At 45.1% G+C, this 21,838-nt stretch carries 21 protein-coding genes and 3 pseudogenes; 11 read left to right on the top strand and 13 right to left on the bottom strand.

The window, feature by feature from the left end:
* Positions 1-44 precede the first annotated feature (44 nt).
* The 3 genes and pseudogenes from recJ to xerD form a co-directional block, all read right to left on the bottom strand.
* Positions 45-1,781 carry a single-stranded-DNA-specific exonuclease RecJ gene (gene recJ / locus KW548_04390; protein QXX07279.1) on the bottom strand — a complete coding sequence of 579 codons (1,737 nt, stop codon included), beginning with the start codon at positions 1,779-1,781 and terminating at the stop codon, positions 45-47.
* Between the two features lie 147 nt (positions 1,782-1,928).
* A complete protein-coding gene (locus tag KW548_04385) occupies positions 1,929-2,678 on the bottom strand; it encodes a thioredoxin fold domain-containing protein (protein QXX07278.1) in 750 nt (249 codons plus the stop codon).
* Between the two features lie 39 nt (positions 2,679-2,717).
* Positions 2,718-3,615: pseudogene (gene xerD / locus KW548_04380) on the bottom strand (site-specific tyrosine recombinase XerD).
* A gap of 163 nt (positions 3,616-3,778) precedes the next feature.
* Between xerD and fldB the strand changes: the two are divergent.
* Positions 3,779-4,300 carry a flavodoxin FldB gene (fldB, locus tag KW548_04375; protein QXX07975.1) on the top strand — a complete coding sequence of 174 codons (522 nt, stop codon included), beginning with the start codon at positions 3,779-3,781 and terminating at the stop codon, positions 4,298-4,300.
* Positions 4,301-4,444: 144 nt separating this feature from the next.
* On the opposite strand, the gene ampD is transcribed toward fldB, so the two are convergent.
* Complete coding sequence (gene ampD / locus KW548_04370; GenBank protein QXX07277.1) at positions 4,445-4,990, bottom strand: 1,6-anhydro-N-acetylmuramyl-L-alanine amidase AmpD; 546 nt, start codon at positions 4,988-4,990, stop codon at positions 4,445-4,447.
* 131 nt (positions 4,991-5,121) lie between these two features.
* Between ampD and nadC the strand changes: the two genes are divergently transcribed.
* The 8 genes and pseudogenes from nadC (at position 5,122) to yacG (ending at position 12,131) form a co-directional block, all read left to right on the top strand.
* On the top strand, positions 5,122-6,009 hold the full coding sequence (gene nadC, locus KW548_04365; protein QXX07276.1) for a carboxylating nicotinate-nucleotide diphosphorylase: 888 nt from the start codon (positions 5,122-5,124) through the stop codon (positions 6,007-6,009).
* Between the two features lie 231 nt (positions 6,010-6,240).
* Positions 6,241-6,681 (top strand): prepilin-type N-terminal cleavage/methylation domain-containing protein, encoded by a 441-nt coding sequence (locus KW548_04360; GenBank protein QXX07275.1) that lies wholly within the window; start codon positions 6,241-6,243, stop codon positions 6,679-6,681.
* A pseudogene (gene pilB / locus KW548_04355) lies at positions 6,681-8,347 on the top strand (type IV-A pilus assembly ATPase PilB). The gene KW548_04360 and the pseudogene pilB overlap by 1 nt, the downstream one beginning before the upstream one ends.
* Positions 8,348-8,349: 2 nt before the next feature.
* Positions 8,350-9,585, top strand: coding sequence for a type II secretion system F family protein (locus KW548_04350; GenBank protein ID QXX07274.1), 1,236 nt, complete (start codon positions 8,350-8,352; stop codon positions 9,583-9,585).
* 46 nt (positions 9,586-9,631) lie between these two features.
* Positions 9,632-10,501, top strand: a complete 870-nt coding sequence (locus KW548_04345) for an A24 family peptidase (protein QXX07273.1) — start codon at positions 9,632-9,634, stop codon at positions 10,499-10,501.
* 1 nt (position 10,502) lies between these two features.
* A complete protein-coding gene (coaE, locus tag KW548_04340) occupies positions 10,503-11,111 on the top strand; it encodes a dephospho-CoA kinase (GenBank protein QXX07272.1) in 609 nt (202 codons plus the stop codon).
* 33 nt (positions 11,112-11,144) lie between these two features.
* The gene (gene zapD / locus KW548_04335) at positions 11,145-11,885 is read left to right on the top strand and encodes a cell division protein ZapD (protein QXX07271.1); all 741 of its coding nucleotides are present in this window, start codon (positions 11,145-11,147) and stop codon (positions 11,883-11,885) included.
* A gap of 51 nt (positions 11,886-11,936) precedes the next feature.
* Entirely contained in the window at positions 11,937-12,131 is a 195-nt protein-coding gene (gene yacG, locus KW548_04330; GenBank protein QXX07270.1) for a DNA gyrase inhibitor YacG, read from the top strand.
* Between the two features lie 282 nt (positions 12,132-12,413).
* Here yacG and rplS read toward each other — a convergent pair whose 3' ends face one another.
* The 5 genes from rplS to ffh form a co-directional block, all read right to left on the bottom strand.
* The gene (gene rplS / locus KW548_04325; GenBank protein QXX07269.1) at positions 12,414-12,767 is read right to left on the bottom strand and encodes a 50S ribosomal protein L19; all 354 of its coding nucleotides are present in this window, start codon (positions 12,765-12,767) and stop codon (positions 12,414-12,416) included.
* Positions 12,768-12,808: 41 nt separating this feature from the next.
* Positions 12,809-13,552: a tRNA (guanosine(37)-N1)-methyltransferase TrmD gene (trmD, locus tag KW548_04320; protein ID QXX07268.1), complete on the bottom strand. Its 744-nt coding sequence runs from the start codon at positions 13,550-13,552 to the stop codon at positions 12,809-12,811.
* Between the two features lie 27 nt (positions 13,553-13,579).
* Positions 13,580-14,128, bottom strand: a complete 549-nt coding sequence (rimM, locus tag KW548_04315) for a ribosome maturation factor RimM (GenBank protein QXX07267.1) — start codon at positions 14,126-14,128, stop codon at positions 13,580-13,582.
* A gap of 29 nt (positions 14,129-14,157) precedes the next feature.
* Positions 14,158-14,406: a 30S ribosomal protein S16 gene (rpsP, locus tag KW548_04310; protein QXX07266.1), complete on the bottom strand. Its 249-nt coding sequence runs from the start codon at positions 14,404-14,406 to the stop codon at positions 14,158-14,160.
* Positions 14,407-14,615: 209 nt separating this feature from the next.
* Complete coding sequence (gene ffh / locus KW548_04305; GenBank protein QXX07265.1) at positions 14,616-15,998, bottom strand: signal recognition particle protein; 1,383 nt, start codon at positions 15,996-15,998, stop codon at positions 14,616-14,618.
* A 207-nt stretch (positions 15,999-16,205) separates the two neighbouring features.
* Here ffh and KW548_04300 point away from each other — a divergent pair.
* Together KW548_04300 and KW548_04295 are read left to right on the top strand one after the other, a co-directional pair.
* A pseudogene (locus KW548_04300) lies at positions 16,206-16,999 on the top strand (inner membrane protein YpjD).
* Between the two features lie 122 nt (positions 17,000-17,121).
* The gene (locus tag KW548_04295) at positions 17,122-18,399 is read left to right on the top strand and encodes a DUF21 domain-containing protein (protein QXX07264.1); all 1,278 of its coding nucleotides are present in this window, start codon (positions 17,122-17,124) and stop codon (positions 18,397-18,399) included.
* Between the two features lie 94 nt (positions 18,400-18,493).
* Here the strand turns inward: KW548_04295 and rpoS are convergent, their stop codons facing one another.
* The 4 genes from rpoS to surE all read right to left on the bottom strand — a co-directional run bounded on the left by rpoS (position 18,494) and on the right by surE (position 21,830).
* Positions 18,494-19,477, bottom strand: a complete 984-nt coding sequence (gene rpoS / locus KW548_04290; GenBank protein ID QXX07263.1) for an RNA polymerase sigma factor RpoS — start codon at positions 19,475-19,477, stop codon at positions 18,494-18,496.
* Between the two features lie 66 nt (positions 19,478-19,543).
* Positions 19,544-20,455 (bottom strand): murein hydrolase activator NlpD, encoded by a 912-nt coding sequence (gene nlpD / locus KW548_04285; GenBank protein ID QXX07262.1) that lies wholly within the window; start codon positions 20,453-20,455, stop codon positions 19,544-19,546.
* A gap of 2 nt (positions 20,456-20,457) precedes the next feature.
* Complete coding sequence (locus KW548_04280) at positions 20,458-21,084, bottom strand: protein-L-isoaspartate(D-aspartate) O-methyltransferase (protein ID QXX07261.1); 627 nt, start codon at positions 21,082-21,084, stop codon at positions 20,458-20,460.
* Positions 21,085-21,086: 2 nt separating this feature from the next.
* On the bottom strand, positions 21,087-21,830 hold the full coding sequence (gene surE / locus KW548_04275) for a 5'/3'-nucleotidase SurE (GenBank protein QXX07260.1): 744 nt from the start codon (positions 21,828-21,830) through the stop codon (positions 21,087-21,089).
* Positions 21,831-21,838 lie beyond the last annotated feature (8 nt).

Here is a 21,838-nt window from a genome sequence, read left to right as displayed (position 1 = left end):
CAGTAGCGAAGCGCTCCGTAATCCACAGAGCGCTGCCCATGCCTTTATTTCGCCTCAATATGATCAATCATTAACTGCAGCGATTGATTGCCGCGGAACTCGTTGATATCAAGCTTATACGCTAAACGAACCGTTTTCGCTGAAGCATCTGGCCAGCGACGCAGATCGACGTTGAATGCAATACCATCAATCATAATATTGGTTGGATGACCTTTGTGTAGAGGTTCTAGCATTAGTTTTAGGTGCTTTTCTCCCACCAGTTTCTGATGCAGAACCTTAAACTCACCGTCGAACAATGGCTCAGGGAACGCCTGCCCCCATGGTCCACCAGCACGAAGCATCTCTGCGATGTGCATTGAAAACTCTTCTGGCTTCAATTCACCGTCAGACAAAATCACACCTTTGAGTGCAGCGTCGTCCAACTCTTGTTTCACAGCCTCATCAAACAACTGAGCAAATCGTTCGAAGTCTTTTTCCATGATCGTCAGGCCAGCCGCCATGGCGTGACCACCAAACTTGAGGATCAGACCGGGATTTTGAGTATCAATACGATCGAGAGTGTCACGCATATGCAGGCCTGGAATCGAACGGCATGAGCCCTTAATGCTCCCTTCACCACCATCGGCGAAGGCAATCACAGGGCGGTGGAACTTCTCTTTGATTCGAGATGCTAAAATGCCAATCACACCTTGGTGCCAGTCACGCTGAAAAAGTACCAGCCCATGGGGCATGTTCTTATCACCAAATTGAAGACGCTCACAAAAAGCCATCGCTTCCTGCTTCATGCCTTCTTCGATTTCTTTACGCGTTTGGTTCAAACCATCCAGCTCACTCGCCATACGACGTGCAGCATGAATGTTGTTGGCCATCAATAGTTCAACACCAAATGACATGTCATCCAAACGACCAGCTGCGTTGATACGCGGACCCAGTGCAAAACCGAAATCGGCAGCGACCAATCGACGTGCATCTCGCTTTGCGACTTCAATCAAGGCTTGAATACCAGGTCTTGCTTTACCCGCACGTATACGCTGCAAACCTTGGTGAACCAGAATGCGGTTGTTTTCATCCAGAGGCACTACATCAGCAACCGTGCCCAGAGCAACCAAGTCGATCAGTTCCATCAGTTTAGGCTCTGCCATGCCCTGATGAACAAACCACCCGTGCTTTCTCATATGAACACACAGTGCCATCATGAGATAAAACGCGACTCCCACTCCAGCTAGGGCTTTCGAAGGAAAAGCACACTCTTCGAGATTTGGGTTGACCATAGCGTCAACATTCGGTAATTCGTGGCCGGGTAAGTGGTGGTCAGTAACCAGTACCTTCAAGCCCTGCTCTTTCGCATAGCGCACACCATCAATTGAAGAAACGCCATTATCGACCGTCATGATCACTTCAGCTCCAATCTCAATCGCCTGATCAACGACTTCAGGGCTAAGACCATAACCATCTTCAAAACGATTTGGCACCAAATAATCGACGTTATTGGAACCTAGCATTCGTAATGCAATCACCGACAAGGCCGAGCTGGTTGCCCCATCGGCGTCGAAATCTCCTACGACAATAATACGTTTATTGCCTTGAATAGCTTCAAACAGCAGCTCGACAGCAGCGTCAATACCGTGCAGTTTTTGATAAGAGTGCAATGCACGCGCCGTCGTTTCTAACTGCTGGGCACTGGTGATACCGCGTGAGATATAAATGCGCTTAAGAAGTGGCGCAATGTCGGTAGAAAGCAGACTGAGATCAACCTCAGGCCGTCGTTGAATTTCGATCATAGATTGGATTGAGCCTTGTTCTTGGGCAGGACGCCTGAATAGCGAACAAGTTAACAGATGAGAATCTTATATCAACCTAATTCATGGCATAGGATTCTCATCACAAGATAGCTTCTCAGGCACTCAAACGTAACTCTGAAGGCTGAGTTACGATTTTTGTGTTTGTTGTAGGCGTTGCAGCATCTGCTCAGGTGGTAAATAACCACCAACCATTTCACCGTTTGGTAGGAAAATTGCTGGCGTTCCGCTGATACCTAACTCACGTCCAAGTGCGTAATGCTCTTTGATGATTTCCTGATACTTGGCGAAATTTTTGCTCTTTTCAGGGAATTCACGTTTTACCTTGCCGTTATGCATGGCAGCTTGAGGATCATCCGAACCCCAAATCGTTGCCATTTGATCCGCAACAGAACCCGTTGCGCCCTGACGTGGGTAAGCCATGTAACGAATAGTAATGCCTAAATCGTTGTAGTCTTTCATTTGGCTATGAAGACGCACACAGTAACCACAAGTAATATCGGTGAAGACAGTGATAACGTATTTCTCGTCTTTGGCCTTAAACTCGATCATGCTGTCTTTGAAAGTTTCAATTTTATTCGCATTGATCGGTGCCTGACGTTTCGCCAACACATCTTCATACTGACCATTGCCATCAAGCTTATACAGTGTGCCCGCTAGAAAGTAGTCACCGTTTGGCGAAGCGAAAAGAATTCCACCACTAGTCTGCACTTCGACTAAACCATCTATCTCTGCTGGAACCACTTGTTTTACTTCTAGCCCTAACTTGGCAAAACGCTCTTCAAGCTGAGCCTTATCAAATTTGACTTCCGCTGCTACTGCCTGTGCCGCCACGAGCAGTGGTAACGTAAGTAGAGTTATTCGGCGTATTACGCTCATTAAATTCACCTTATTTTTAATATGATAAGAGATAATCCCTTATGCTCTTGGATGATGTTCACTGTGTAGCTGTTTTAGCCGTTCTGTCGCTACATGAGTATAAATTTGTGTCGTCGATAAGTCGCTGTGTCCGAGCAACATCTGTACGACTCGCAGGTCGGCGCCATAGTTAAGCAAATGCGTCGCAAAAGCGTGGCGCAATACGTGAGGTGATAACATCTCTGTATCGATACCCGCTAAAACCGCATAATGCTTGATACGATACCAGAAAGTCTGGCGCGTCATCTGGCGTGCTCTTTTTGCTCGGAAAGACAACATCAGATGTGATTTCCCCAAGTAACTCAGACCTGCCTTGTTGGATAAAAGTTTCAATCCAATCCACCGCATTTTCACCCATTGGCACCAAACGCTCTTTGCCCCCTTTACCCGTAACACGCACAACGCCCTGACGAAGGCTGATATTTTCCATCGTCAAACTGACGAGCTCGGTCACACGCAAGCCTGTCGCATAAAGTAATTCCAACATGGCTTTGTCACGCAGTTCCATTGCATCGTTTGGGTCTGGCGCATTGAGCAGCGCTTCAACCTGCTCTTCACTTAGATCTTTGGGTAGTCTCTTGGGCAACTTAGGGCTGACCAATAAAGCACTAGGATCATCCGCTCGCACTTTTTCTCGATGCAAATACTGAAACAAGCGACGAATCGCAGACAACATGCGGGCTCTTGAGGTCTGCTTGAAGCCCTGATCCATTAACCAACTTTGGTAATCCTGTAAACCAGACAAACTAATAAAATCGAGCCTATAGTTATTTGCAGTCATCCACTGAAGTAGTTTGGATAAATCATTACGATAAGATACCAACGTATTTTCGGATAATCCTCGCTCCAACCACATCGCATCTAGAAACTGCTCTACCATCCCCTGATCGGGTGACATCATCTCTGACACTGTAATCCTCAACTTTATGATATGCGCTCAATGTAAGTGCCACGCAGCAATAAAGCTATAAAAATTGCCATTCGATATGGATATTCGCTGCAAAGCTCGCCATTTTGTGTTTAGAATTCGCTATTGATTCAAAATAATGAAAAAGAACGTGATGAAAATTGGTCTATTTTACGGTTCTACGACTTGCTACACAGAAATGGCAGCCGAGAAAATGCGTGCCATCATAGGTGAGGAATTGGTGGATATCCGCAATGTCAAAGAAACGCCTCTGGCAGAGATGGCTGATTATGACTTTCTGATTTTAGGCATTTCAACCTGGGATTTTGGTGAAATTCAAGAAGACTGGAATGAGATATGGGATCAAATCGATGGTTTATCGCTCAATGGTAAGACCATCGCACTGTATGGCTTAGGCGATCAAGAAGGCTACGGCGAATGGTATCTGGATGCAATGGGCATGTTGCACGATCAACTTAAGAAGACAGGTGCAAACCTGATTGGCTACTGGCCAAACGATGATAGTTACGAGTTTGAAGCATCAAAGGCACTGACCGAAGATGGCAGCCAGTTTGTCGGCCTCGCTCTAGACGAAGATTCTCAGTATGAGCTCAGCGATGAGCGTATTGCTACTTGGGTTGAGCAGATCTTAGTTGAATATCAAGAGACGCTTTAGAAAAAGCATCAAACCAAGCATCGTCATTCCCGAGAGGGAGGGACGACCGAGTTGGGAATCTCCTAAACAGTAACAGCACACAAGAGATTCCTTATTCACTCATTCTTCGTTCTAAGGAATGACAACTCCGCGGCCTAAACGACTCTAGCGACACAACCCACTTCTAAATCGTACCCAATCAAACACCAACCCTGGGTCAGTTTTGCGCAGTGGCGCAATGTACTGGTGGCCAGTAATGCGCGGTAAGGTGATTTTCGGGTAACTGACTTGAATCTGCTTGGTGAGCTCCGTTAAAGCTTGGTATTGCGCATCAGTGTAGGCGATGCAGTCACTGCCTTCCAATTCAATACCAATCGAATAATCATTACACTTTTCTCGCCCCGCAAAACTTGAAACGCCAGCATGCCATGCCCTCGCTGTGAATGGTACAAACTGCACCACTTCACCGTCACGCCTTATCAGACAATGCGCAGAAACGCCCATCTCATGAATCACTTTAAAAAACGGATGCTCTTCAGCGTTGAGTTGCCCAGTAAAGAACTGCTCGATATATGGCCCGCCAAATTGGCCCGGTGGCAAGCTGATGTTATGCACCACCAGCAAGGAGATGTCTGTTGCATCGGTTCGCTGATCGAAAAAGGGAGACGGGACATATCTGGCACCTTGATACCAACCACTTTTATCAATCATGTTTGTCTCCTTTTGCTTACTAAGCTCTTGATTTTAGACTTTCAACAGTGAAATACCAGAATAATGGCTGAATTTCCTTCACAGTCATCGTATCATGCGCACCTTATGTTCAACTGCCTATTAGATTTGCAATGAAAGAAACCCACAATAGCCAAGAACGTCTTGAATATTTGAAACAGCATTTGCCTCTGGAAATCTCTCGCTCCGTGACCGAAACCATAAAAGAAGATCTCGGTGGTACCTTAGATCCAAGCGCTGATATTACCGCAAGTCTAATCCCTGCTGATGCCCACAACGAAGCCACCATCATTACCCGTGAGCATGGTGTATTTTGTGGTCAAGCATGGGCTGATGAAGTCTTCAAGCAACTGGGTGGTGAAGTAACGATTACATGGCATGTTCAAGATGGTGATGTCGTTGAGCCTAATCAGATACTTTGTCACCTATCAGGCCCTTCACGCGCGCTATTGACCGGCGAACGTAATGCGATGAACTTTATCCAAACACTATCAGGTTGCGCCACGATTACTGCCGAGTACGCAAAGCATCTCGAAGGCACAGATTGTAGACTGTTAGATACCCGTAAAACCATCCCTGGCCTACGCAGCGCGCTAAAATATGCCGTAGCGTGTGGCGGTGGTTTTAATCACCGTATCGGTGTTTTCGATGCCTATTTAATTAAAGAAAATCACATTATTGCCAATGGCGGCATCGCTCAAACGATTCAGAATGCTAAACAGTTGAATCCGGGTAAACCTGTTGAAGTTGAAACAGAGAGCTTAGAAGAACTGACTGAGGCAATAGAAGCTGGTGCTGACATCATCATGCTTGATAACTTCACAACCGAGATGATGCGTCAAGCCGTGAAGATTAACGCTGGTCGTGCTGCGCTAGAAAACTCAGGTAATGTCACTCTCGAAACCCTGCGCGAGTACGCGGAAACGGGTGTCGACTACATTTCTGTTGGCGCTCTAACCAAGCACGTCAAAGCCATGGATTTGTCAATGCGCTTTAAATAAACCCAACCGATATACAGAAAGGGGGCACTGCCTCTCTTTCTGCATTTTAAAGCTCCCACCATGTAAGACAATAAATACCAATTCATACAGCACTGATGTGTAATTCTAATGTCTGATTTGGATTAAGCTAAACTGGTCCTCTCGAATATATCCTCCTGTCTGATAGTAAGACCTGCGCTCATTATCCTACTCTTCAGCCAAATCCCTAAAACAGGCTGAGGAATCAATATCATGAGGATATCGTACATCAATAGATCACGAGGGTTTACGCTTATAGAACTAATGATCGTCGTGGCGATCATTGGTATTTTGTCTGCATTCGCCATTCCAGCTTACCAAAACTACACTCAACGCGCTCACGCCAGCGATCTACTTAGCGCAACATCCGCAATGAAAACAGCGGTAAACCTTTGTCTTACAAATCAGAGCTCAGCGGCTAGCTGTACCTCTGGGAACCATGGTGTACCAATACAGCAGAACTTCAACGGCTTTTATGTCAAGGCACAAACCAGCGGAGCTGCTAGTGTGATTGTCGCCGCCCTATCAGGGGCGAAAGGCTCGTTGCCAAGCAATGCCAGTGTGACTCTAACGCCAGACTTTTCGACCAGCGGGATTTCATGGTCAATCAGTTGTAGCGGTACCGAGAGCCAAAATTGGTGTCCAAGTCGCTAATGACGAGTCAGTTACCTCTGCTGCTGCAAAGAGCAAATAAGATAAATGAAGAGCAAGCTCTGCATGTGGTTGAGACTATTAGCGAGCGTAAAACGGATGCTTACACAGCGCTACTCTCACTTGATCAACTATCGCCCAAAAAACTGACTATGATACTCAGCGAGTTATTTAACCTTCCTATCATCAATTTGGACTCATACGATTACGTTCTGTGCTGCCAACACCTTGGGCTTGGAGATTTAGTGCGTCGTCACTCCGCGCTGCCTATTACTATCGACAACGAACAATTGACTTTGGCGGTTATCGATCCCTCCATCGCAGAACCTGAGCAAGACTTTCGCTTCGCCACAGGTATGAAAATCAATCTCGTTCTGTGTGATGCACGCACTATCACCAATGCGATACACAACTTGTACGGAGACACAGAATCGGAAAAATGGAGCGGTTTTAAAGAACTCACTCCCCAACAACTGGAACAACTGGTCGAGCTCCCAGCAGAGGAAACCGTCGATCATGACGCTCTTTATCAAGATACTTCGCCAATCAGTTGCTACATAAATCAAGTGCTGTTAGATGCCGTACGAAAACGTGCTTCAGATATTCATTTTGAACCTTATAAAGACTGGTTCCGCATTCGGTTCAGATGCGATGGTTTACTGATTGAGATGCAGCAGCCTCCTAGTCATCTGTCTCATCGTTTAACTGCCAGACTGAAAATACTCGCCAAACTCGATGTTTCAGAGCGCCGACTTCCACAAGATGGACGCATCACATTAGCGGTATCACCATCAAAAATATCGATATACGAGTCTCAACTTTACCGACAATTTGGGGTGAGAAAGCGGTGCTGCGATTACTCGACAAACGAATCACTAGCTTACAGTTGGACCACTTAGGCTACAACCCATCCCAAAGCGCATGTTATCGTCATGCACTAGCCAAACCTCAGGGGATGATCCTCATCACAGGCCCAACAGGTTGTGGTAAGACGCTCTCTTTGTACAGTGGTCTGAATATCCTCAATCAAGAGGATATCAATATTGCTACAGCAGAGGACCCCGTCGAAATACACTTATCTGGAATCAATCAAGTTCAGATCCAACCCAAAATTGGATTTGGTTTCGCTCAGGCGCTACGCGCTTTTCTCCGCCAGGACCCTGATGTGGTTATGGTCGGTGAGATACGTGATTCTGAAACAGCCGACATCGCTACTAAAGCTTCACAGACAGGACATTTAGTGCTTTCCACTCTACACACTAACTCAGCATCAGAAGCCGTTCTTCGCATGCAGAACATGGGCGTAAAGCCTTTCAATATCGCGGCTGCTCTAAGCCTTGTCATTGCTCAAAGATTGGTTAGACGCCTTTGTCCTCAATGCAAGCAAGCATCTCTGACTTCAATTTCTTCAAAAGATCAGGTGTTTGAAGCTAATCCAGAAGGTTGTCATTACTGTAATCAAGGCTACGCAGGACGAATAGGCCTGTTTGAAATACTTCACGTCACCCCCCAAATGGCAGAAATGATAGCGGCGGGTGCTACACCCCATCAAATTGAGAAATTAGCAACGGAACAAGGGATGCAGACTCTACAACAGTCTGGATTAGAAAAGCTGTCACAGGGGCTGACTAGCCAGGCTGAGCTGCAACGGGTACTACCAGAGCCATGACCATGAGCAGAGAATCCACTCGTACTTTTACCAAACTGGAGTCGTACTACTGGCAAGGTGTAAACCAAAAAGGTTTGAGGTTAAAAGGAACAATATTAGCGTTCAGTGACATACAGGTGATGGAACAACTCAACGAGCGCAATATTGATGTACGCCTCATTCGTCGAAAACCACTCGCCTGCGATTGGCGGTTCAAGCACAGCATTAGCAGCAAAGAACTCACCCATATCACGCGCCAGTGGGCGACAATGCTCACAGCTGGCTTACCGATAACCACCTCACTTAACATCATCATGCAAAACCAAAAACGTACTGAGGTAAGAGCAACATTATGGATGATAAGACATCAACTCCAAGCGGGCCACTCAGTCACAAGCGCTCTCAGGAACTCATCCCGATGCTTTGATTCACTGTACCTAGATATTGTTGATGTGGGCGAAAAAACCGGGGATTTGGCCGCTTCATTGGAGCGCATAGCTGAGCATAGAGAGAGAACTGAACAGCTAACCTATCGAATTCAATGTGCTGCTATCTATCCCAGTCTGGTTATGTTAACAGCATTGGCTGTCACTGCTTTGATGCTAACCAAAGTCATTCCGGAGTTTGAAGCCCTATTTAGCGGATACCAATCTGAACTTCCATGGTTCACCCAACAAGTTCTCTGGCTATCACAGACAGTGCAGCGGTATAGCTTAAGCATTGTTGCTTTCACTATTCTGGTACCAATAGCCATTACATTTTTATATAGAAGTTCGGCTCAATTCCAACACGAGGTTAGTCGTGCTAAGTTACGCCTGCCTGTAATAGGAAATTTGTTCATCAAAAGTTGTCTGGCGCGTTTCAGTCGTACACTGTCGACATGCATAGCATCGGGTTTACCCATCCTTATCAGCTTGGAAACAGCCGCACGAACAACGAGGAATGCTCACTATAAAAAAGCGATTGAACACATTGTCCAACAAGCTAGCTCAGGCGTCTCGTTGCACTCCGCTATGCGTCAATCAGGACGTTTTCCTGAACTCATGGTGCAAATGATTATGATAGGAGAAGAGTCTGGGCAACTTGATAAGATGCTGGAAAGAGTCGTGACACAGTTAGAAGACGAAATTAACACTGCTATTGAAAGCTTTGAAAAAATACTCGAACCGATTTTAATTTTAGTGCTAGGAGGTTTGGTAGGAAGTTTGGTAATTGCTATGTATCTACCTATCTTTAACTTAATGAACATAATGGGATAGTATATCTGCCTCAACTCCAGACGGCATAAGCACCAACTGAATTTTTATGGAACTCTTTAACTATTATCCGTGGTTGTTTCCAACTCTAGCGACTCTTTTTGGCCTTATCATAGGCAGCTTTCTCAACGTCGTCATTCATCGCTTACCTAAAATGATGGAAAGAGAGTGGCGCCAAGAGTGTTCTGAAAGCTTCCCTGAGTATGGCATTCAACCGCCACAAGGCACTTATAACCTCAGCATCCCCAGATCAACGTGCCCAAACTGCGACACTCAAATACGCAATATTGATAACATACCGTTACTGAGTTGGTTGGTTTTACGAGGGAAATGTCGTTTTTGCAAACATGTTATCAACCCACGCTATCCTATCGTTGAACTGGTTTCAGGGGTAATGAGTTTTGCGATCGCTTACCAATTCGAACTCAGCGTATTTACTGTCGCTCTGTTATTCTTTACCTTCGTTTTAATCGCTGCAACATTTATCGACCTCGACACCATGCTATTGCCTGACCAATTAACTTTACCACTGATTTGGTCTGGAATAGCCCTGTCATTGTTCGGCTTTAGCCCAGTCTCTTTACAAGACTCAGTGATTGGAGCAATGGTAGGCTACTTATGCCTGTGGTCCGTATACTGGGGGTTCAAACTTCTTACGGGTAAAGAGGGGATGGGTTATGGTGATTTCAAGCTGCTTTCTGCTCTCGGCGCGTGGTTAGGTTGGCAGTATTTACCTGTTATTGTTCTTCTCTCTTCATTAGTTGGCCTAATGTTCGGTCTCATTCAATTGCGACTCAGAAACCAAGGCATCGACAAAGCGTTCCCATTTGGTCCTTATCTTGCTATTGCGGGGTGGATCAGTGTGATGTGGGGAGAAAACATCGTACATTGGTACTTCACACAAGTTTTGGGGATCTGATATGCCTTTTGTTATCGGTCTAACAGGCGGTATTGCTAGCGGGAAAACGACTGTAGCCAACCTTTTTCATGATCTTTATGGTATTGAAATCGTCGATGCAGATATCGTTGCTCGAGAAGTGGTGGAGCCAGGTGGTGAGGGACTGAAAGCTATCGAAGAACGATACGGTTCTAACATTTTACTGGCAGACGGGACTCTAAACCGAGCTAAACTTAGAGAATACATTTTTACCAGTGATGAGGAAAAAACATGGCTCAACCAGCTGCTGCATCCCATGATTCGTCGAAAAATGCGTGCTGATATTACCAAAGTTTCGTCTCCTTACGCTTTACTGGTTATCCCGTTAATGGTCGAAAATAACCTGCAAAACCTAACAAATCGAGTGTTAGTTGTTGATGTAGATGAGCAAACGCAGCGCCAAAGAACAATGGATAGAGATCAGGTTCCTGTTGAACAGGTTGACTCAATCTTAGCGGCTCAAGCCAGCCGTTCACAACGACTGGCTATCGCAGACGATGTGATTAAAAATAACGCAACAAACGAAGAACTTTTGCCTCAAATCACAGAATTGCACCAAAAGTACCTAGAAATATGTAGGGAAAATCGGTGAGAATAAAGAAAGAAGAACCTAAGGCCGCATGTAATGACAACGCACTTTTTTGAACATCCGTTAAATGAGAAAACTCGCATATATTTACGCGTTGAAGCGTTATTGAATCAGTTAAGCGTTTCTTCTCAATTTAACGATGACATGCAGCATCTCTTGTTTTTCCGTTCTTTGTTTGATCTTCTGGAGATATTCGAACAGATACAACTTAAAAGTGAGCTTGCTAAAGACATAGAGAAGCAGCGCCTAACTTACCGCTCTTGGTTGGATGTTGACGGTGTAGACCAAGAAATGCTCAGCGGTGTTCTTAACGAAGTTGACCATGTTCACAGTGCCTTGATGGCGGCTGAACGTTTTGGTCAAAGTCTTAAAGAAGATCGCTTTCTCAGTGCTATTCGCCAACGATTCAACTTGCCCGGTGGATCATGCTGCTTTGACTTACCAGCCCTTCACCACTGGCTGCACTTACCGGTAGAGCAAAAAACCAAAGACACCAATCTATGGTTAGATACACTTCAACCTCTAACAGACGCACTCAAGCTTTGGTTGCGCTTAACCCGTGAAACTGGCCACTTCCAACCACAAGAAGCTACGGCAGGCTTTTACCAAAGTGATGCAGAAGATGCCAATATTCTGCGCCTCGAAATCCCAATGCAATACGGTGTTTTCCCAATGATTTCCGGCCATAAAAACCGTTTTGCAATCAAGTTTATCAACTTTACTTCGGGACAAGCTTCCGTCGATAATATTCAGTTCCGTCTGGCAGTTTGTAGCTAGCTTAGATAGCACTATACTCGCTCAACATTCAACATTTTCAGAGATAATCCCATGTCTAAAACTACCACCGTTCCCTGCCCAAAATGCAGTACAGACGTCGAGTGGGGAGAGCAAAGCCCTTTTCGTCCATTCTGTAGCAAACAATGCCAAATGATCGACTTTGGTGAATGGGCTGATGAAGAGAACAGCATACCAGGCGCACCGGATATGTCCGACTCTGACGGGTGGTCTGAAGAACAAAATTAATTGAGGCGTGAGATTTAAACCAGCATAGAGGGCTGATGTGAGAACATCGGCGCTTTTTATTTCTTCAGAGGAAACGAAATAGTATCCCGTCATCCTCAAGAGTGAGGTACGAGCGAATTGGGGATCTCATTTCACAAGTCGAAAGCTTGATGAGACTCCCTACTCCTTCCTTCGTCAGTCTAGGGAATGACAGGAAGTTTAAGTACAATTTTCAAATTCTGCGTATAAAAAAGCGGAGACCGATTGGTCTCCGCTAATACTATGAGAACGCTAGTTATAGCATTACTTCTTAGCAAGCTTCTCTTTAATACGAGCTGACTTACCAGAACGCTCACGTAGGTAGTACAGTTTGGCACGACGTACTGCACCGCGGCGTTTAACTTCAATGCTATCAACCATTGGAGAGTGAGTTTGGAACGTACGCTCTACGCCTTCACCGTTAGAAATCTTACGTACAGTGAATGCAGAGTGTAGACCTCGGTTACGAATACCGATTACAACGCCTTCAAAAGCCTGTAGACGCTCACGATCACCTTCTTTTACCTTAACTTGAACAACAACTGTGTCACCAGGTGCAAAGTTAGGCAGGTCTTTTTTCATTTGCTCTTCTTCAAGAGCCTTGATGATGTTACTCATTTTCAATATTCCTAGAATAAACTGATACTAAATTTAATAGGTTACTTCGCTTTACATTCTTTAATGAACTCAGCGAGTAATAGTTCCTGTTCGTCAGTCAGAGCTAGGTTTTCCAGGAGCTCTGGTCTTCTTATCCAGGTGCGGCCTAACGACTGCTTGAGCCGCCAACGACGAATGTCCCTGTGGTTACCGGATTTGAGCACCGCCGGTACTTCATCTCCGTCTAACACTTCGGGACGCGTATAATGTGGACAATCCAATAAGCCATTGGCAAAAGAATCTTCTTCTGCTGACGCGAAATCACCCAGTACCCCTGGAATAAACCGAGATACCGAGTCGATTAGCGTCATGGCTGGAATCTCTCCACCCGTCATCACGAAATCTCCGATTGACCATTCTTCGTCAACCTCAGATTGGATGATACGCTCATCTACCCCTTCATAGCGGCCGCAAATCAGAAGTAGATTCTCATTGGTTGCCAGCTCTTCCACCCCTTTCTGGTCGAGTTTACGACCTTGAGGTGATAGGTAAATAACTTTCGTCTTACCCGGTGAGGCTTGCTTAGCGGTATGGATAGCATCGCGCAAAGGCTGAACCATCATAAGCATACCTGGGCCACCACCGTAAGGTCTATCATCGACAGTTCGATGCTTGTCGTAAGTGAAATCACGAGGATTCCAAGTCTCAATCGACAAGAGACCTTTCTTAACCGCTTGACCTGTTACTCCAAAATCAGTAACAGAACGGAACATTTCAGGAAATAGGCTAATTACGCCAACCCACATGTCTATCTCGCTCTGGTAATTTGGAGTTTAGAATCCAGGATCCCAGTCAACTTCGATCCGTTGAGCTTCACGATCAATCAACTTGATCACTTGCTCTTCAAGGAACGGAATTAATCGTTCCTTTTGCCCGAAAGCATCTTTCAAATTTGCTTTAACAACCAAAACATCGTTGGAACCCGTTTCAAGCATGTCAGAGACCGTGCCTAAATCATAACCGTTATCAGTTACAACCTGCATTCCAATCAAATCACGCCAGTAGAACTCATCTTCTGGCAATTCTGGCAGTACCGCAGGGTCAATTGCGATTTCAAAGTTAGTCAGTAATTGCGCTTCTTCGCGCACGTCCAAACCTTCTAGCTTTACCACCAAACCTTTGTTATGGCGCTTCCAGCTTTCTACTTTTCGCTCAACCCACTCACCTTTCTGGTTGATAAACCAAGGTGCGTAATCAAATATGCTTTCAGTATTGTCTGTGTAGGAAAAAACTTTAAGCCAGCCACGAATGCCGTAAGTAGCACCAAACTTACCTACAACAATCTTCTCGCTGCTCATTGTTTCATTACCTTTCATCGACATAAGCTAATTACTACTTCTTAAATTAAGAATTAAGCCGCTTTTTGAGCGTCTTTAACTAGCTTAGCTACGCGGTCAGATAGAGATGCGCCTTGACCAACCCAGTGGTTAACGCGATCTAGGTCTAGACGTAGACCTTCTTCTTGACCTTTAGCCGTTGGGTTGAAGAAACCAACTTTCTCGATGAAACGGCCAGTTGCAGCATTGCGGCTGTCCGCTACTACGATTTGATAAAATGGACGCTTCTTAGCGCCGTGACGTGCCAAACGAATGGTTACCATGTCGTCCTCTTTGCTTTCTCAAAAATAAAATTAACCCCAGGAACTGCTCAATGAAAAACAGTTTGGGGTCTCGTGCCAAAATAAAGCTCCGGAATTTTACTCTTATTCCGGAGCAATGCAAGGCATTTAGCTACTTTTTCACCACCATAAAATGAGATTAGAGTTTGTGACTCAGCTAACACCTTGAATTTTTTCGTTGCCGGATGAAATTAGCGTCCGAAGGGATTGAAGCCACCGCCTCCACCCATGCCACCCATCATGCCTTGCATGTTGCGCATCATGCCTTTCATTCCACCCTTCTGCATTTTCTTCATCATTTTCTGCATCTGAGTGAATTGCTTGAGTAATCGGTTAACATCCTGAACCTGAGTACCAGAACCCGCGGCAATACGTTTCTTACGTGAGCCTTTAATCAACTCAGGGCGTTGACGTTCTTTCATGGTCATGGAATTGATAATGGCTTCCATTTGCTTAAACATCTTGTCATCAACTTTATCTTTGACGTTGTCTGGCAAATTACTCATACCTGGCAGCTTGTCCATCATACCCATCATGCCACCCATATTCTGCATTTGGCCAAGTTGTTCACGAAAGTCTTCAAGGTCGAAACCTTTCTTCTCTTTGAACTTCTTGGCTAGCTTCTCTGCTTTCTCAGTATCCACATTGCGTTGTAGGTCTTCGATAAGCGACAGGACGTCACCCATGCCAAGAATACGTGAAGCAACACGATCTGGGTGGAATGGTTCTAGCGCATCGGTTTTTTCACCAACACCTAAGAACTTAATTGGTTTACCTGTGATATGACGAACCGAAAGTGCAGCACCGCCGCGCGCATCACCATCTACCTTGGTTAAGATAACCCCTGTCAGTGGTAACGCATCGCCAAAGGCTTTAGCCGTGTTTGCGGCATCCTGACCTGTCATCGCATCGACAACAAACAAGGTTTCAACAGGATCAATCGTAGAGTGAAGCTCTTGGATCTCGCCCATCATCTGCTCATCGATCGCGAGGCGACCCGCAGTATCGACGAGGAGAACGTCATAAAATTTCTTCTTCGCATGGTCTATCGCCGCGTTGGCAATATCAATCGGCTTTTGATCGGGCGAAGATGGGAAGAAATCGACCCCAATGTCTGAAGCAAGCGTTTCTAACTGTTTGATCGCCGCTGGGCGATAAACGTCCGCAGAAACAACCAAGACTTTCTTCTTGTCTCTCTCTTTAAGCAGCTTAGAAAGCTTACCAACCGAGGTAGTTTTACCCGCGCCTTGCAAACCTGCCATTAAAATCACAGCTGGCGGCTGTGCTGCAAGATTCAGAGCTTCATTGGACTCACCCATAACAGCTTCAAGTTCAGATTGAACAATCTTAATGAACTCTTGGCCAGGCGTAAGAGACTTAGAAACCTCTACGCCCACAGCACCTTCTTTTACGCGCTTAACAAAATCACGTACAACCGGAAGAGCGACATCCGCCTCAAGCAATGCCATGCGCACTTCACGTAAAGTGTCTTTAATATTGTCTTCGGTCAAACGACCTTTGCCGCTGATGTTCTTCAGCGTTTTGGATAATCGATCCGTTAAATTATCAAACATCTTAGTCTCTTTACCTGAGCGACCTACAGTGCAGTCGCCCTAAAACGACGACAAATTACTGTGAGTATACCTTAGCCAGTCCCTCCTTTGCACGACTGCAATAACATTTGATCTCTCACTCAACACAAAATCAGGGAGATAAGTCATAGCTCAAGCTGTTGATGCAGGGTATAATTTGCTAAAAATTCACCAGATCTTTAGAGAAGAATGGACAACTTAATTGCCGTTGCTGCTGCCGTGCTTTATTTTTTAGCAATAGCAACCATAGTACCAGGCCTTGTGCACCAAACAGGGATCCGAACCAAAACGGTCTTGATCAGTGCTTTTTTAGCGCTCGTTTTTCATGCCTGGTTATTGAGCGATCTTATTATCGAAGGTTCGGGACAAAATCTTAGCATCCTCAACGTTGCCTCGCTGATTAGCTTTATTATTTCTCTGGTCTTAAGCATAGCAATGCTTAAAACACGTCTTTGGTTCTTACTGCCCGTAGTATATAGTTTTGCGGCAATCAATCTTTCTGCAGCCTCTTTTTACCCAGCACCTTTATTACGCATCTTGAACAAGATCCTAAACTGCTTATCCACATTTCGTTGGCACTATTCTCATACTCAACATTAACCATAGGTGCCTTGTATGCCCTGCAGCTAGCGTGGTTAGATCATAAACTTAAAACGAAAAAAGCCTTAGTGATCAACCCCAATTTGCCACCACTTTTAATGGTTGAACGACAGCTGTTTAAAATTATCTTAGTCGGAAACTTGCTTCTTACAGGCACACTGATTACTGGTTTCATCTTTGTTCAAGATATGTTTGCCCAAGGTAAAGCGCACAAAGGTATTTTGTCTTTCATTGCCTGGGTAGTGTATTCAATTCTTCTATGGGGCCACTATCAGAAAGGATGGCGTGGCCGCAAAGTTACATGGTTTGCAGTTGCTGGAGCAACTTTATTAACGCTTGCCTACTTCGGTAGTCGCTTTGTTCGCGAGATCATTCTTAACTAATTGATATTCACAGGTGCATATAATGCACCTTTCTTTTACAATACCCTGCCCACTACCTGAGATTGACTTGGCGCTTTAGTTAGGTCATAAATTAATCAAACATCAAAAGGAAAAGATAAGTTTTGGACGACATATCAACGGGTATCTTGTTTGCGCTACTCGCGTGTCTGATTGTTATTTCAGGATATTTCTCAGGTTCAGAGACTGGCATGATGGCTCTGAATCGGTATCGCCTTAAGCACCTTGCGAATAATGGACACAAAGGAGCAAAACGGGTTGAGAAGCTTCTAGATCGCCCTGATCGTTTGATTGGCTTGATTCTGATCGGCAATAACCTAGTCAACATTCTCGCCTCTGCTATCGCAACAATTCTCGGTATGCGTTTATACGGGGACATCGGTGTCGCTATTGCCACTGGTGCGTTAACCATGGTTATTCTTGTCTTTGCCGAAGTCACACCTAAAACACTGGCGGCGCTCTACCCAGAACGGGTATCTTACGCTAGTAGCATTCTTCTCAGTCTCCTGATGAAACTCCTGTCACCACTAGTTATGCTAGTTAACTTCATCACCAATGGTTTTATTCGATTACTTGGAATACGAGCGAGTCACGGTGGCGATGACCACCTCAGTTCAGAAGAATTACGCACCGTTGTTAATGAAGCAGGTAGTCTGATCCCAAGGCGACACCAGGATATGCTGATCTCAATCCTTGATCTTGAACATGTGACAGTGAACGACATCATGGTGCCAAGAAATGAGGTTACAGGTATCGATATCAATGACGATTGGAAATCGATTGTTCGCCAGCTGACCCACTCCCCTCACGGCCGAGTTGTTCTCTACCGTGATCAAATTGATGAAGTCGTCGGCATGCTTCGCTTGCGAGAGTCCTATCGTTTGATGCTGGAAAAGAATGAGTTCAATAAAGAAACACTCCTTCGAGCAGCAGATGAAGTTTACTTTATTCCAGAAAGCACACCACTCAATATTCAGTTACTGAAGTTCCAACGCAATAAGGAGCGAATTGGCCTAATCGTTAACGAGTACGGTGATATCATAGGTTTAATTACTCTCGAGGACATTCTGGAAGAAATCGTTGGTGAGTTTACTACCTCTATTGCACCAAGTTTGTCTGAAGAAATCACCCCACAAGGTGATGGCAGCTTCTTAATTGAAGGCAGTGCCAATATTCGCGATATCAACAAAGGTTTAATGTGGAAGCTACCGACTGACGGCCCTCGTACATTGAATGGTTTGATCCTTGAGCATTTAGAGGATATTCCTGAAAGCCACTTGAGTGTTCAAGTGTCAGGGCATCCAATGGAAATCGTCGAGTTAGAAGAGAACCGTATTAAACTCGTCAAAGTATTCCCAAGTAACGCCAATCAAGGCAATTGACAAGTTAGCTTTCGGAACACATGTAAGAGTGCACCACAGTACAAATAATAAAGCCTTGGCGATGCCAAGGCTTTGTCATTTATCTGAGGGTGATTTACTCTTCGTTCATACTGAAAAGGTTTTCCATGTTCAGCCCCTGTTTGATCAGTATCTCTCTTAAGCGGCGTAAGCCTTCGACCTGAATTTGACGCACACGCTCACGAGTCAAATTGATTTCGCGGCCTACTTCTTCCAATGTCGACGGTTCATACCCTAGCAGCCCGAATCGGCGAGCAAGCACTTCTTTTTGCTTCGGATTGAGTTCATCCAACCAATCGATCAATGAGGACTTGATATCATCATCTTGTGTGGATACCTCTGGGTCTGAGTTATTTACATCGGGAATAATGTCTAATAAAGCTTTCTCACCATCCCCACCAATTGGGGTATCGACTGAACTAATACGTTCATTAAGGCGTAGCATCTTACTGACATCATCAACTGGCTTATCAAGCTGTGTTGCAATCTCTTCTGCCGTCGGTTCATGGTCAAGTTTTTGTGATAACTCACGAGCAGTGCGTAGATAAATGTTCAGCTCTTTGACGACATGGATTGGAAGACGAATAGTTCGGGTCTGGTTCATAAGAGCTCGCTCAATGGTTTGACGGATCCACCACGTTGCGTAGGTTGAGAATCTAAAACCTCTTTCAGGATCAAATTTCTCAACAGCTCGTATCAGTCCAAGATTGCCCTCTTCGATCAAATCAAGCAGAGCAAGACCACGGTTACTGTATCGACGGGATATTTTCACCACCAAGCGAAGATTACTCTCAATCATACGTTTGCGCGCGGCTTCATCGCCTCTCAGGGCGCGACGTGCGTACAAGACTTCTTCTTCTGCGGTGAGTAGTGGAGAAAAACCAATTTCTCCTAAATAAAGTTGAGTGGCATCCAAACTTTTAGTGGAAACATCGAATTCATCTTTGTTTTCCTCAGTTTGGGTACGGTTGGTGGTAGTCAGTTCAACTGCCTGAACAGATTCCATTGTAGGTTCAAGCTCAAACTCTTCGACTTTCGTTGCTGTATTGCTGATACTCATAGCGCCTCCCCCTGGCGAGCTAGCAAGACATTACTACTTCTAATGTCGCTATATACCTATTAAGTATTATGGTAAGTAGCGTTTTGGATTCACCGACTTACCTTGGTAGCGAATTTCAAAGTGTAGACGAACACTGTTGGTTCCAGAACTGCCCATCGTTGCGATTTTCTGGCCTGCTTTTACACTTTGTCCTTCGTGTACGAGCAACCGTTCATTATGCGCATAAGCACTGAGGTAATTATCGTTATGTTTGATAATCACAAGATTACCATACCCACGCAGCGCGTTACCCGAATAAACGACGGTGCCACTAGCTGTAGACGATATCGACTGACCTCGCTGTCCTGCAATGTCGATGCCTTTATTACCTTGATCTCCAGCTGAGAAGTTTTTGATTATCCTCCCTTTTGTTGGCCACAACCACTTTGAGATTTTATCATTCTTTGGTTTTGAGCTACTGACTGGTTTGTTAACTTTTTGTTTACTTTTAGGAACAACATACTCCTTTGACTTTGATTGATCAACCTTCTTGATTGAATCTTTTTTAACCACTTTTTGTTTGTTTTGTGCACTACTGGCGTTAAGTGATTGATTCGAGTTTTTACTCGAATTTATACTAGGTGCAGAGGCTGCAGCGACAACAACAGGGGTAGATACCGCACCTATGCCTGTACTACCGTACGCTGGAGGGGTATAGGCAGGCTGCCAAAGTTTCAGTTTTTGCCCAGGAAAAATGGTGTAAGGAGCTGTTAAGCCATTGTAACGAATGATGTCTTTTACATCTTTATCTGTGACGTACGCAATAAAGTAAAGAGTGTCACCTTTATTGACCTGATAGTAGCTACCTCGGTAGCTACCGCGAGAAATTGAACTGTAGTCTTTGTTGAGACCTGAAACTGGCGCAGGGGAGTGAGCAGCACATCCAATCAGTATGCTACTTAAGGCCACAACAGGAATAAACTTAGACCAACATTTCATAGTTAAGCAAGTTCACCAGCAATCAGGGGAACAAAACGTACATCTTCAATAATTTGGGACAAGAACGCTTCACCTTGGCGAGTGATCTTGAGTAACTGCTGAACATCTTCACCGACAGGAATCACTAGAACCCCTCCTTCAGTCAGTTGCTCAAGCAATACAGGAGGAACAGAAGCGGCTGCCGCAGTGACAATAATAGCGTCAAAAGGTCCTTTTGTTGCCCATCCTTGCCAACCATCCCCGTGCTTGGTCGACACGTTATAAATATCTAACTGTTTGAGCCGACGCTTAGCCTCCCATTGGAGGGATTTTATACGCTCTATGGAATAAACGTGTCCTACCAACTGAGCCAAAACAGCTGTCTGGTAACCGGACCCCGTCCCCACTTCCAGAACTTTACTGGTTTGACTAAGCTCAAGCGCTTCTGTCATCTTGGCTACAATGTAAGGCTGAGAAATGGTTTGTCCCTGACCAATAGGTAACGCATTATTATCATACGCTTGATGTACCATAGCCTGAGAAACAAACCGTTCTCTCGGCAAAGCGTAAATTGCCTCAAGCACTTTTTGATCCTGAATGCCGCTGGCGACCAGAAAATCGATCAATCTGCCGGCATGTGGATTCGTCATGATTATTTGTCCTTCAACCAATTGCCCATACTTAACAACGACTCGTGAGCCGTGAGATCCACTTGTAGCGGGGTCAGAGATACATAGCCTTGCTCAATGGCATAAAAATCGGTTCCTTCACCAGCATCTTGCTCTTTACCTGGAGGCCCTAGCCAATAAATATCATGACCTCGAGGATCTTGCTGCTTGAGCATCGCTTCTGCGTGATGACGCGCACCTAAACGAGTAACTCTGATTTCTTTTAAGTCTTCAAGTGGCACGTCCGGAATATTGACGTTCAAAAGTCGATTGGTTGGGATCGGTGATGCTAGGTGCTGTTCGACAAGGTGACGAGCAATGTGAGCGGCCGTCGTAAAATGTGCATTCCCAACCAATGAGAAAGCAATCGACTGCACTCCTAGAAAATGACCTTCCATAGCCGCTGCTACTGTCCCTGAATACAACACATCATCACCTAGGTTGGCACCATGGTTAATACCAGACAGTACTAAATCTGGCAGGTCATCTTTCATTAGTTCGTTTAACGCAAAATGCACACAATCGGTTGGAGTTCCCTGCACAGAATAGTTACCTGCCGATAACTCATTGACGCGTAGAGGTTGTTCCAACGTCAGTGAGTTTGATGCTCCAGAGCGATTTCGGTCAGGTGCAACAATGGTAATATCGGCAAGATCGCTCAATGCCTCAGCCAAAACACGGATCCCTTCAGCATGTACACCATCATCATTGCTCAAAAGAATTTTCATCGCTTTCT

The organism is Vibrio neptunius, from assembly GCA_019339365.1.
Taxonomy (GTDB): Bacteria; Pseudomonadota; Gammaproteobacteria; order Enterobacterales; family Vibrionaceae; genus Vibrio; species Vibrio neptunius.
The sequence above is the reverse complement of the archived record's forward strand: the minus strand, read 5'-3'. Positions and strand labels throughout refer to the sequence as shown.

Excerpts from the sequence above, each read along its gene's own strand:
- recJ (QXX07279.1), bottom strand. The coding sequence starts at position 1,781 with ATGATCGAAATTCAACGACGGCCTGAGGTTGATCTCAGTCTGCTTTCT.
- KW548_04385 (QXX07278.1), bottom strand. The coding sequence starts at position 2,678 with ATGAGCGTAATACGCCGAATAACTCTACTTACGTTACCACTGCTCGTG.
- fldB (QXX07975.1), top strand. The coding sequence starts at position 3,779 with ATGAAAATTGGTCTATTTTACGGTTCTACGACTTGCTACACAGAAATG.
- ampD (QXX07277.1), bottom strand. The coding sequence starts at position 4,990 with ATGATTGATAAAAGTGGTTGGTATCAAGGTGCCAGATATGTCCCGTCT.
- nadC (QXX07276.1), top strand. The coding sequence starts at position 5,122 with ATGAAAGAAACCCACAATAGCCAAGAACGTCTTGAATATTTGAAACAG.
- KW548_04360 (QXX07275.1), top strand. The coding sequence starts at position 6,241 with ATGAGGATATCGTACATCAATAGATCACGAGGGTTTACGCTTATAGAA.
- KW548_04350 (QXX07274.1), top strand. The coding sequence starts at position 8,350 with ATGAGCAGAGAATCCACTCGTACTTTTACCAAACTGGAGTCGTACTAC.
- KW548_04345 (QXX07273.1), top strand. The coding sequence starts at position 9,632 with ATGGAACTCTTTAACTATTATCCGTGGTTGTTTCCAACTCTAGCGACT.
- coaE (QXX07272.1), top strand. The coding sequence starts at position 10,503 with ATGCCTTTTGTTATCGGTCTAACAGGCGGTATTGCTAGCGGGAAAACG.
- zapD (QXX07271.1), top strand. The coding sequence starts at position 11,145 with ATGACAACGCACTTTTTTGAACATCCGTTAAATGAGAAAACTCGCATA.
- yacG (QXX07270.1), top strand. The coding sequence starts at position 11,937 with ATGTCTAAAACTACCACCGTTCCCTGCCCAAAATGCAGTACAGACGTC.
- rplS (QXX07269.1), bottom strand. The coding sequence starts at position 12,767 with ATGAGTAACATCATCAAGGCTCTTGAAGAAGAGCAAATGAAAAAAGAC.
- trmD (QXX07268.1), bottom strand. The coding sequence starts at position 13,552 with ATGTGGGTTGGCGTAATTAGCCTATTTCCTGAAATGTTCCGTTCTGTT.
- rimM (QXX07267.1), bottom strand. The coding sequence starts at position 14,128 with ATGTCGATGAAAGGTAATGAAACAATGAGCAGCGAGAAGATTGTTGTA.
- rpsP (QXX07266.1), bottom strand. The coding sequence starts at position 14,406 with ATGGTAACCATTCGTTTGGCACGTCACGGCGCTAAGAAGCGTCCATTT.
- ffh (QXX07265.1), bottom strand. The coding sequence starts at position 15,998 with ATGTTTGATAATTTAACGGATCGATTATCCAAAACGCTGAAGAACATC.
- rpoS (QXX07263.1), bottom strand. The coding sequence starts at position 19,477 with ATGAGTATCAGCAATACAGCAACGAAAGTCGAAGAGTTTGAGCTTGAA.
- nlpD (QXX07262.1), bottom strand. The coding sequence starts at position 20,455 with ATGAAATGTTGGTCTAAGTTTATTCCTGTTGTGGCCTTAAGTAGCATA.
- KW548_04280 (QXX07261.1), bottom strand. The coding sequence starts at position 21,084 with ATGACGAATCCACATGCCGGCAGATTGATCGATTTTCTGGTCGCCAGC.
- surE (QXX07260.1), bottom strand. The coding sequence starts at position 21,830 with ATGAAAATTCTTTTGAGCAATGATGATGGTGTACATGCTGAAGGGATC.